This window comes from Actinocorallia aurantiaca, from assembly GCF_039533685.1.
Classification (GTDB): Bacteria; Actinomycetota; Actinomycetes; order Streptosporangiales; family Streptosporangiaceae; genus Actinocorallia; species Actinocorallia aurantiaca.
In genome coordinates this window covers 505,343-516,403 of the sequence record NZ_BAAATZ010000029.1, presented here as the reverse complement: position 1 = coordinate 516,403, position 11,061 = coordinate 505,343, and the positions used below count along the sequence as shown (strand labels likewise).

At 71.2% G+C, this 11,061-nt stretch carries 9 protein-coding genes; 7 read left to right on the top strand and 2 right to left on the bottom strand.

What is annotated here, in order from left to right; translation table 11 throughout:
- A partial coding sequence (locus tag ABD327_RS30455) for an RNA polymerase sigma factor (RefSeq protein ID WP_344455527.1) occupies nucleotides 1-1,425 on the bottom strand: 1,425 nt, incomplete at its 3' end.
- Nucleotides 1,426-1,719: 294 nt separating this feature from the next.
- The gene (locus ABD327_RS30450; RefSeq protein ID WP_344455525.1) at nucleotides 1,720-2,865 is read right to left on the bottom strand and encodes an AMP-binding protein; all 1,146 of its coding nucleotides are present in this window, start codon (nucleotides 2,863-2,865) and stop codon (nucleotides 1,720-1,722) included.
- A 196-nt stretch (nucleotides 2,866-3,061) separates the two neighbouring features.
- On the opposite strand from ABD327_RS30450, the gene ABD327_RS30445 reads away from it, so the two are divergent.
- From ABD327_RS30445 to ABD327_RS30415, 7 genes are all read left to right on the top strand, one after another.
- On the top strand, nucleotides 3,062-3,961 hold the full coding sequence (locus ABD327_RS30445) for a 1,4-dihydroxy-2-naphthoyl-CoA synthase (RefSeq protein ID WP_344455524.1): 900 nt from the start codon (nucleotides 3,062-3,064) through the stop codon (nucleotides 3,959-3,961).
- Nucleotides 3,961-4,878 (top strand): o-succinylbenzoate synthase, encoded by a 918-nt coding sequence (locus ABD327_RS30440; protein WP_344455523.1) that lies wholly within the window; start codon nucleotides 3,961-3,963, stop codon nucleotides 4,876-4,878. The genes ABD327_RS30445 and ABD327_RS30440 overlap by 1 nt, the downstream gene beginning before the upstream one ends.
- Entirely contained in the window at nucleotides 4,875-6,545 is a 1,671-nt protein-coding gene (gene menD / locus ABD327_RS30435; protein ID WP_344455522.1) for a 2-succinyl-5-enolpyruvyl-6-hydroxy-3-cyclohexene-1-carboxylic-acid synthase, read from the top strand. Before ABD327_RS30440 ends, menD begins: the two co-directional genes overlap by 4 nt.
- Before the next feature lie 208 nt (nucleotides 6,546-6,753).
- A complete protein-coding gene (locus tag ABD327_RS30430) occupies nucleotides 6,754-8,100 on the top strand; it encodes a flavin-containing monooxygenase (RefSeq protein ID WP_344455520.1) in 1,347 nt (448 codons plus the stop codon).
- A complete protein-coding gene (locus tag ABD327_RS30425) occupies nucleotides 8,097-8,888 on the top strand; it encodes an SDR family NAD(P)-dependent oxidoreductase (protein ID WP_344455518.1) in 792 nt (263 codons plus the stop codon). The genes ABD327_RS30430 and ABD327_RS30425 overlap by 4 nt, the downstream gene beginning before the upstream one ends.
- Nucleotides 8,885-10,300, top strand: coding sequence for an amidase (locus ABD327_RS30420; protein ID WP_344455516.1), 1,416 nt, complete (start codon nucleotides 8,885-8,887; stop codon nucleotides 10,298-10,300). The genes ABD327_RS30425 and ABD327_RS30420 overlap by 4 nt, the downstream gene beginning before the upstream one ends.
- 349 nt (nucleotides 10,301-10,649) lie before the next feature.
- Nucleotides 10,650-11,057 (top strand): YciI family protein, encoded by a 408-nt coding sequence (locus ABD327_RS30415; protein WP_344455514.1) that lies wholly within the window; start codon nucleotides 10,650-10,652, stop codon nucleotides 11,055-11,057.
- Nucleotides 11,058-11,061 lie beyond the last annotated feature (4 nt).

Below are 11,061 nucleotides of genomic sequence, written 5' to 3'. Positions count from 1 at the left end.
CAGCAGCGGCTGGGCGTTGCTGGGGTGGCGCAGCTTGGACAGCGACTCCTTCTCCAGTTGGCGGATGCGCTCGCGGGTGAGGCCGAGGTGCTTGCCGATCTCGTCCAGGGTGCGCGGGGTCCCGTCGTAGAGCCCGAACCGCATCGCCATGATCTTGGCCTCGCGGGGGGAGAGCACCGCCAGGGCCCTGCGCAGCTGGTCGGCCATGAGCTGGCGGTCGACCAGCTCGGAGGCCTCGGGGCTGTCGGTGTCCTCGATCAGGTCGCCGATACGGGTCTCGCCGTCCTCGCCGATCGTGGAGTCCAGGCTGATCGGCTGGCGGCTGGTGCGCAGCAGCTCCCTGACCTGCTCGGGGCTCTTGCCCATCTCGACGCCCAGCTCCTCGGGCGTGGGCTCGCGGCCCAGCTTCTGGTGCATGTCGCGCTCGATGCGGCTCAGCTTGCTGAGCATCTCCAGGACGTGGACTGGCAGCCGGATCGTGCGGGCGGAGTCGGCGAAGCCGCGCTGGATGGCCTGGCGGATCCACCACATGGCGTAGGTGGAGAACTTGTAGCCCTTGGAGTAGTCGAACTTCTCCACGGCGCGGATCAGGCCGAGGTTGCCCTCCTGGACGACGTCCAGCAGGGACAGGCCGCGGTCGGAGTACTTCTTGGCCACGGAGACGACCAGGCGCAGGTTGGCCTCGAGCATGTGGGCCTTGGCGCGGTTGCCGTCCTCGACGAGCCACTCCAGCTCCTCACGGAAGGAGTCCGGGAAGTCCTCCTCGGTCTCCAGCTTGTGCTCGGCGTACAGGCCGGCCTCGATGCGCTTGGAGAGGTCGACCTCCTGCTCGGCGGTGAGCAGCTGACGGCGGCCGATGGCCTTGAGGTAGGTGTGGACGGAGTCGCCCATCACCGAGCTGTTGTCGTCGAGGTCGCGGGTGCTGACCTCCTCGACCTCCTCCTCGACGGTGGCGGGGTCGAAACCGGTGTCGTCGTCGCCGAGTTCGGTCTTGTCGGGGGCCGTCTGCACCGCGGTGGCGCGGGTGGGGGGGTCCTGGGGGGCCTCGGGCTCGGACCGCGCCGCGGTCCGCGTCCCGGCCCGCTTGGGGGTGCCGTTCGACTTGGGGGCGCCGTTCGAGGCGCCCGCCTTCTTCTCGTTGGCGGTGGTCTTCGCGTCGTTGGCGGTGGTCTTCGCGGGGGGCTTCTTCACGGGGGCCTTGCGCGTGCGGGAGGGTGCCTGGGCGGTGTCGGCGAGGCTGACGCCGTGGTCGGCCAGCTCCTTGATCAGGGAACGTCCCTGGGCGGGGGTGATCCCGGCTTCCTCGAACGCCTCACGGACTTCGGCGAGGGAGAGGCTGCCGCGGGAACGGCCCAGAGCCAGCAGGTCGTCGAGGTGCGTGCCGCCCTGTTCGATGGGCGAGTTCACTGCGGGCTTGCGGGGCATGGGGACCGGCCCTCCCTTCTGAAGACTGGCAGGTGGCCATGCTGAGCCATTTGGTGCGCACTATCCGAAACGAAGAGACATGTCCAGAATGTTCCCAGGCAGCGGAATTCCCGGCCGCCGGCACGCGGCCTGAGCTGGGAGGGGACGCCGCCCGCCCCACCGGTCGCGGGTCCGCGTCCGGGGAGGGTTTCGGGTGCGGTCGGACCGGATCCTGTACGGCGCCCGACACTAGGAAGACGTGCGGGAGTGGCGGGAGGTTCACCTCGCCCGCGGCGTTCTAGCTCACAACCAGACTTACTTTGTAAAGGCGCCGGGTGGTGACGGCACGCGCAACCGCTCCCGGTCGGGCTTGCCCGAGGCCAGCAACGGCAGGGCGTCCCGCAGCTCGAGCTCCCTGGGCGCGGCGGGGGCGGGCAGCTCGGTCCGCACCCACTCGCGGACCTCCCGCAGCGAGAGGGGCGTGTCCGCGACGACGACGGCCGTCACCCGCTGGCCCCACTCGGGATCGGCCCGGCCCACGACCACCACGTCCCGGACCGCCGGATGGCGCGAGATCAGCTCGGCGACCTCGCCGGCCACGACCTTCTCCCCGCCGGTGTTGATCACATCGTCGGCCCGCCCGCGCACCCGCAGGCGGCCCTTCTCGTCGAACGCGCCGAGATCGCTGGTGACGAACCACTCGCCGGCCCGTGCGGCCTCGTGCCGGTACCCGGAGAAAAGCACGGATCCCGCCAGCCGGATCCTGCCGTCCCCGCCGAGGGAGACCCGCACCCCCTCCAGCGGCAGCCCGTCGTAGACGCAGCCTCCGCTGGTCTCGCTCATGCCGTAGGTGGTGAAGATCCGCGCGCCCCGGGCGCGGGCACGCTCCAGCAGCGCGGTGGGCGCCGCCGCGCCGCCCAGCAGGATCGAGGCGTACTGCGACAGATCGGCTCCGGCGTCCAGCAGCCGGCCGAGCTGGGTGGGGACGAGCGAGACGTGCACCCGTCCGGCGCGGGCCGTCTCGGCCGGGTCGAACCCCGGATGGATCACCGGATCGGTGCCGGCCGTCAGCGCCCGCACCAGGACCTGGATCCCGGCGATGTGGCTGGTCGGCAGGCAGCACAGCCACGGCGCGTCCGGGCGCCCGACCCGCTCGAGGGTGGCGCGGGCCGAGGAGGCCAGGGCGTCGGCGGGGAGTTCCACGATCTTGGGGGTTCCGGTGGATCCCGAGGTGGCGATCAGCACCGCGGCCTCGGTGGGCAGGCCGCCCGCCAGCGGACGCACACCGTCCTCGTCCAGCAGGGCGTCCGGTCTCGCCGCCTCCAGCAGCCGCTTCACCGCGACGTCGGGCAGCCCGGGGGAGAGGGGGAACAGGGCGGGCCCCGTGCCGTCCAGGGCCGCGGCGAGAGCCTCCAGAAGGCGGGGTCCGGGGGGCAGGACGGCGGCGTGGACTGGTCTCATGGCTTGATCAGGCTACCGGCCGGAGGGCCTCTCTCCGGGCCCGGGACCGCCTGAGCGCCCCGGACGGCGCCGGGCACGCCTTTTTTTCGCTTTGAGCCACGCCCCGTGCGCTCTTCGTATCCGACGGCCGATCGCCTCGCGGCGGGTCGGCCACCCGTGGCCGAAGACGGGTCCGGGAAGCGATTGAATAGGGCGTATGGTCTCCCAGGTTTTCGACGCGAACAGGTGGAAGGAAGTCGAAGGTTTCGACTTCACCGACATCACCTACCACCGGGCGGTGGACCAGGGCACGGTCCGCATCGCCTTCAACCGGCCCGAGGTGCTCAACGCCTTCCGCCCCCACACGGTGGACGAGCTCTACCGCGCCCTCGACCACGCCCGCCTGACCGGCGACGTCGGCGTCATCCTGCTCACCGGCAACGGGCCCTCGCCCAAGGACGGCAAGTGGTCCTTCTGCTCCGGAGGCGACCAGCGCATCCGCGGCAAGGACGGCTACCGGTACTCCGAGACCGAGACCGCCGAGGGCATCGACCCGGCGCGGGCGGGCCGGCTGCACATCCTGGAGGTGCAGCGCCTGATCCGCTTCATGGGCAAGATCGTCATCTGCGTGGTGCCGGGCTGGGCCGCCGGCGGCGGGCACAGCCTGCACGTGGTCTGCGACCTGACGATCGCCTCGCGCGAGCACGCGAAGTTCAAGCAGACCGACGCGGACGTGGCCAGCTTCGACGGCGGGTTCGGCTCGGCGTACCTGGCCCGCCAGGTCGGCCAGAAGTTCGCGCGGGAGATCTTCTTCCTCGGTGACACCTACTCGGCCGAGGACGCCCACCGCATGGGCATGGTCAACGCGGTGGTGCCGCACGAGGAGCTGGAGAGCACCGCCCTGGAGTGGGCGGCGAAGATCAACGGCAAGTCGCCGACGGCCCAGCGGATGCTGAAGTTCTCCTTCAACCTCATCGACGACGGCCTGGTCGGCCAGCAGGTGTTCGCGGGTGAGGCCACGCGGCTGGCCTACGGCACGGCCGAGGCGGCCGAGGGCCGGGACCAGTTCCTGGAGAAGCGCGACCCCGACTGGTCGCCCTACCCCTGGTACAGCTGATGCGGGCGTTCTCCATCCCGATGCGCACCCGGTTCCGGGGGCTGACGCGCCGGGACGGCGCGCTCCTCCAGGGGCCGGAGGGATGGGGGGAGTTCTCGCCGTTCGCCGAGTACGGTCCCGCCGAGGCGGCGCGCTGGCTGGCCGCGGCCCGCGAGGCCGCGTTCGACGGCTGGCCCGCCCCGCTGCGCGAGCGGATCCCGGTGAACGTGACGGTCCCCGCGGTGGGGCCGGAGCAGGCGCACCGGATCGTGAAGGCCGGCGGCTGCCGGACGGCCAAGGTGAAGGTCGCCGAGCGCGGCCAGGCCGACGCCGACGACCTGGCACGCGTCGAGGCCGTCCGGGACGCCATCGGGCCCGAGGGCAGGGTGCGGATCGACGTGAACGGCGGCTGGGACGCCGACCACGCGGTGAAGATGATCCGGCTGCTGGACCGCTTCGACCTGGAGTACGTCGAGCAGCCGTGCGCGACGGTGGAGGAGCTGGCGCTGGTGCGCCGGCGGGTGGAGGTCCCGGTGGCGGCGGACGAGTCGATCCGCCGGGCCGAGGACCCCTACCTGGTCCGCGACGCCGAGGCCGCCGACATCGCGGTGCTGAAGGTCCAGCCGCTGGGCGGGGTACGCGCGGCGCTGCGGGTCGCCGAGGAGATCGGGCTGCCGGTCGTGGTGTCCAGCGCGGTGGAGACCTCGGTGGGCCTGGCTGCGGGGCTGGCGCTGGCCGCGGCGCTGCCGGACCTGCCGTACGCGTGCGGGCTGGCGACGCTGCAGCTGCTGGAGGGCGACGTCGCCGCCGACCCCCTGGTGGTGGAGGACGGCTGCATCGCGGTACGCCGTCCTCGGGTGGGTGAAGAGGAGCTGGCACGTTTCGAGGTGGATCCCGGGGCGTGGCGGCGGCGAGCTGAAGAAGCGGGGAGTGCATGAATCCGGCGACCGCGCTGGCGACCGTGCTGGTGGACGAACTGGTGCGCGGCGGGATGGCGGACGCCGTGCTGGCGCCGGGGTCGAGGTCGGCTCCGCTGGCGCTGGCGCTGGAGGAGGCCGAGCGTTCCGGGCGGCTCCGGCTGCACGTGCGCATCGACGAGCGGTCGGCGTCGTTCCTGGCACTGGGCTTGGCCAAGCGCACGGGGCGGCCGGTGGCGCTGGTGTGCACGTCGGGGACGGCGGCGGCGAACTTCCATCCGGCGGTGATCGAGGCGTCGGAGTCGGGGGTGCCGCTGCTGGTGCTGACGGCCGACCGCCCGCCGGAGCTGCGGGGGACCGGCGCCAACCAGACGATCGACCAGGTGAAGCTGTACGGCTCCGCGGTCCGCTGGACGTGCGAGGTCGGCACGCCGGAGGAGCGGCCGGGCATGGTCGCCTACTGGCGGTCGATGGCCGGCCGCGCGTACGCGGCGTCGCTGGCCCCGGACGCGGGGCCGGTGCACCTGAACGTGGCGTTCCGGGAGCCGCTCATCCCCAACGGGGACGAGTCGTGGTGCGAGCCGCTGGACGGGGCCTCCGAGGGCGGGCCGTGGACGAGGGTGCGGGCGGGGGTGCCGGGTACGGCCCTGCGGGTGCCGGCGACGCGGCGCGGCGTGCTGGTCGTGGGGGACGGGGCGGCGAACGTCAAGCGGTACGTGGCGGCGGCGTCGATGGCCGGGTGGCCGGTGCTCTCCGAGCCGATCGGCAACGGCCGTTACGGCGACAACGCGATGTCGTCGTATCACTTCCTGCTGGGGTCGCAGGAGTTCGTGGAGCGGCACCAGCCCGAGGTGGTGGTGACGCTCGGCAAGCCGGGGCTGTCCAAGCCGCTGCTGGCGATGTTGCGGCGTGCCGAGCAGCACATCGTGGTGAGCCCGTCCCTGTCGCGCTGGCCCGACCCGGTGCGCTCGGCCACGCAGGTCGTCCAGGAGGTGGAGATCCCGGTCCTCTCCGGGGACGACGACGGGTGGCTGAAGTCCTGGAAGGCCGCCGACCTGGCGGCCGCCGCGGCGGTGGACCGGGTGCTGGACGAGGGCGAGGAGGTGACCGAGCCGCGGCTGGCGCGGGACCTGGCGGCCTCGGTTCCGGGCGGGTCGCTGCTGATGGCCTCGGCGTCGATGCCGGTGCGGGACCTGGACCAGACGATGCGGCCGCGCCGGGGTCTGCGGATCATGGCGAACCGCGGCGCGTCGGGGATCGACGGGCTGGTGTCGACGGCGATGGGGATGGCGCTGGGGCACAGCGGGCGCTCGTACGCGCTGCTGGGGGACCTGGCGTTCCTGCACGACCAGAACGGCCTGATCACGGGCCCCACGGAGACGCTGCCGGACCTGGCGCTGGTAGTGGTCAACAACGACGGCGGGGGGATCTTCTCCCTGCTGCCGCAGGCGTCGATGCGGGGCCCGTTCGAGCGGGTCTTCGGCACGCCGCACCAGGTGGAGCTGGCGCACATCGCGGCGGCGCACGGGATCCCGTACAAGCGGCTGGAGTCGGCGTCGGGGCTGGGGCGGGCGCTGGCCGGCGAGGGCCTGCGGATCATCGAGGCGCGGACGGACCGGGAGCTGAACGCGGCGCTGCACGTCCGGATGCGCCAGGCGGCGCACGAGGCGGTCAAGAGCGCTCTGTAGGAGGATCACCGCAGCCTGCGGCTTCTTCTCCCGTGCCCGGGTCTTAACTTACTTTGTAAAGGCCCCGGGCGGGTCGCGCCCATTTCACCTGTTCACAAAGGACTGAAGACTCAACAACCAGAAGCAGTCGGTGGTTTCCCCTATCGGGGCCCCGCTCTTCCGCGAACCGTGGCGAACCGGTTCAATGCGGGCAGAGGAAAGGAGCCCGATGACCGGGACCGCTGATCGGGTGTGCGTCATCGGCGCGGGCCCCGCCGGACTGTCGGCGGGGCGGGCGCTGAGAAGGCTGGGCGTCGCCTACGACCAGTACGAGCGCCACACCGATGTCGGAGGCATCTGGGACCTCGACAACCCGGGGACCCCGATGTACGAGTCGGCGCACTTCATCTCGTCCCGGAAGACGTCGGGCTTCTTCGGCTTCCCCATGCCGGAGTCCTACCCGGACTATCCCGGACACCGGCGGATCCTCGACTACACCCGCCGGTTCGCCGACGCGTACGGCCTGCGCGAGCACATCCGCTTCGGTACGGCCGTCACGGGTGTGGAGCAGGACGGCGACGGCTGGACGGTCGAACTCGGCAACGGGACCAGGCTCCCGTACCGGGCGGTGGTGTGCGCGACGGGCGTCACCTGGACGCCCCGCCTTCCGCACCACGAGGGGGAGTTCGCCGGTGAGATCCGGCATTCGGTGACCTACCGGGACCCGGCCGAGTTCCGCGGCAAGCGGGTCCTCGTCGTCGGCCTGGGCAACTCGGGCGCCGACATCGCGTGCGACGCGGCCGCAGGCGCCGACGCCGCGTTCGTCAGCGTCCGGCGCGGCTATCACGTCATCCCCAAGCACATCTTCGGGATCCCGACCGACGAGTTCGCCGAGAGCGGCCCGCAGTTGCCGCTGAAGCTCGAGCAGCCGGTGTTCAAGGCGCTGCTGCGGCTGCTGCAGGGCGACCTGACCCGGCTGGGCCTGCCGAAGCCGGACCACCGGCTGTTCGAGTCGCATCCGCTGCTCAACGACCGGCTCGTCGACCACCTGCGGCACGGCGACGCGGTGGTCAAGGCCGATGTCGCGCGGTTCGACGGGACGAAGGTGTGCTTCACCGACGGCACGAGCGAGGAGATCGACCTGGTGCTGTACGCCACCGGGTACGACTGGGAGATCCCGTATGTCTCGGAGAAGTACTTCCGGTGGCGGGACGGGCGGCCGGAGCTGTACCTGACGGCCTTCAACCGGGAGCACCGCAATCTCTTCGGTGTCGGTTACGTGGAGACGAACTCCAGCGCCTACACGCTGTTCGACCACGTCAGCAACCTGGTCGCGCACCACCTCCACGACCAGGAGCACGACCCCGGGCGCGCGGCCCGCTTCGAGGAGATGATCGCCCGGGACCGGGCGGAGCTGAGCGGCGGCATCCGCTTCGTCGACTCGGCGCGGCACCGCTCGTACGTGGACGCCAAGACGTTCCGCGCGTATCTGGCGCGGGTGTGCGGCCGGATGGGCTGGCAGGAGCTCACCCCCGGCATGTTCGACGGCCTCCTGGCGGAAGGGGCGGCCCGGTGAAGGTCGCGGTGGTCACGGGGGCGGCGGGGGCGATCGGCGCGGCGGTCTGTCTCAGGCTGGTCGAGCGGGGGCTTCACGTCTTCGCGGTCGACGTGGACGAGGAGGGGTTGAAGCGGTTGCCCGCCCAGGTGACGCCGGTGCGGTGCGATCTGACCGATCCGGCGTCGTATGAGCTGGTCGCGGCCGCCGTCCGGGAGGGTGCGGGGCGCTGCGACGTTCTGGTGAACAACGCCGGGATCGTGGTGACGACGCCGTTCGAGGAGGCGTCCGCGCAGGAGCTTCTGCGGGAGCAGCAGCTCAACCTTCAGGCTCCCATGCTGCTGACCAGGGCGTTGTTCCCGCTTCTGCGGGAGGCGAGGGGGCAGGTGATCTCCGTGGTGTCGCTGGGGGCGCTGCTTCCGCTGGCGCAGAGCCCCGGTTACAGCGCGTCGAAGTTCGGCCTGCGGGGGTTCCTGCTGGGACTGGCCATGCGGGAGAAGGAGACGGGGATCCGGATCAGCATCGTCAACCCCGCCGCGGTCGACACCCCGATGCTGCGGCACGAGGCGGCGACGGGCGGTTCGCCGTTGAACTTCCTGGGGCGGCCGATGCAGCCGGGGACGGTCGCGGAGGCGGTCGTGGGCCGGTTGGACAGACCTCGGCTGGAGACGAACCTGCCGGCGTCGGACGGCTGGCTGGTGAAGGCCGCGATGCTCGCTCCCGGGCTCGTCCGTCGGGCGCGTCCGGTTCTGGAGAGGGCCGCGCGGCCCGCCTTGAAGAGGTATCAGCGGAGGTATGGAATCTCATGAGTACTGGACGGACCGTTCACTCCTTCACCGATGACGCGCTCGGTGACCTGGACGCGGTGGGACTGGCCGGGAGGATCCGGTCGGGCGAGGTGGGCCGTGAGGAGGTCGTCGCGGCGGCCATCACGCGGGTGGAAAAGGTCGACGAGCAGCTCAACGCGGTGCAGGCGGAGTGCTTCGACAAGGCCCTGTGGGGGGCGCGCCACGCACGGGCCGGGGTGTTCTCGGGTGTGCCGTCGTTCGTGAAGGACAACACCGATGTCGTGGGCCTGCCGACGTGCCACGGGTCGGCGGCGTTCGATCCGCGCCCGGCGAAGCGGAACAGCCCGCCCGCCGACCAGTTCCTGGCGCAGGGGTTCGTGCTGCTGGGCAAGTCGACGATGCCGGAGTTCGGGTTGACGGCCAGCACCGAGTACGCGGGGCGTCCTCCGACGCGCAACCCGTGGAACACCGCGTATTCGGCGGGTGCGTCTTCGGGCGGCGCGGGGGCGCTGGTGGCCTCGGGGGCGGTGCCGATCGCGCACGGGAACGACGGCGGCGGGTCGATTCGCATTCCGGCCGCGGTGAACGGGCTGGTGGGGTTGAAGATGACGCGCTGCCGGCTGCTGGATCCGCCGGGGGCGCGGAGCCTGCCGGTGAACCTGGTGTCGGAGGGGGTGCTGAGCCGGACGGTTCGCGACACGGCGCGCTACCTGGCGGCCGCTGAGAAGTTCCGCCCCAATAGGGATCTGAGCCCGGTCGGGCTGGTGGAGGGGCCGGGGGAGGGGCGGCTGCGGATCGGCGTGGTGCGGTACGACGTGCTGGGCCGTCCGGTGCACCAGGAGACCGGCGCGGTGCTGGACTCGGCGGTCAAGGCGCTGGCGGAGCTCGGCCATGAGATCCGCGAGGTGCGGCTGGATCTCGACGCCCGGTTCGTGGAGGACTTCAAGCTGTACTGGGCTCTGTTCGCGGTCCTGCTGTCGGCTTCGTCCAAAGCGGGATATGGGCGTTCCTTCCGCCCCCGTGATCTGGATCCGTTCACCAAGGGGCTGGCGGGTCTGGTCCGGCGGGGGCCGCTGGAGCTCGTGCCGGCCGTGCGGCGGTTGCGGGGTGCGACGGCACTGTACGACGCGCATTTCACCGACCTGGACGTGCTGATGAGCCCGGTGCTGTCGCATCCGGCGCCCCTGCTGGGGGAGATGGCTCCCGACCGGCCGTTCGAGGAGACCTTCGCCAAACTCGTCGACTACGTGGGGTTCACTCCGATCAACAACATCGGGGGAGGGCCGGGGATCTCCGTGCCGCACGGGCTCTTCTCCAACGGGTTGCCGGGTTCGGTCCAGCTCTCGGCCGCACGCGGTGGCGAGCGGACGTTGCTGGAACTGGCATACGAGCTGGAGGAGATCAGCCCGTTCCCGAAGATCCACTCAGTGTGACCGTCACGGTTCGTGGTCTTCTCCGTGTTGCCCTCCCCTTGCCTTACTATGTAAAGGCCCGGGGTAGGTTGCACCTACTCAAACCTTCCAATAAGGACTAAAGACTCAACAATCAACGACGCCACGTGGCTTGTCGGCGAGTTCCGCTTCCGATTCGGGTCGGCCGGGTCGGGGGATTTCGCTGTGTGACGGCATGGTTCGAGACGACTCTGCCCGGCACGGTCGAGGAGCCGGCGCGGCGGCGCGAAGAAACCCGCCGGGAAAGTCGCGGGGAATGTCGAGAATCCGGGCGCGGCTCCGTCCCCGAAGTGAACACGGCCACAAGGGCCACAGGGAGAAGGAGAAGACGATGGCCAAGTACCTGCTGCTCAAGCACTACCGGGGCGCGCCGACATCGGACAACGACGTGCCGATGGGCCAGTGGACGCCGGAGGAGATCTCCGCCCATGTGCAGTACATGGAGGACTTCGCCGCCCGGCTCGAGAGCACGGGCGAGTTCGTCGACAGCCAGGCGCTCTCCCCGGAGGGCACGTTCGTCCGCTCAGGCGGCGAAGGGCATCCGCCGGTCACCGACGGGCCGTTCGCGGAGACCAAGGACCTGATCGCCGGATGGATGGTGATCGACGTCGAGACCTACGAGCGGGCGCTCGAACTTGCCGCCGAGCTGTCCGCCGCTCCGGGTGCGGGCGGGGAGCCGATCCACGAATGGCTTGAGTTGCGCCCGTTCCTGACGGCGGCCCCGACCATCACGGAGTGAGCAC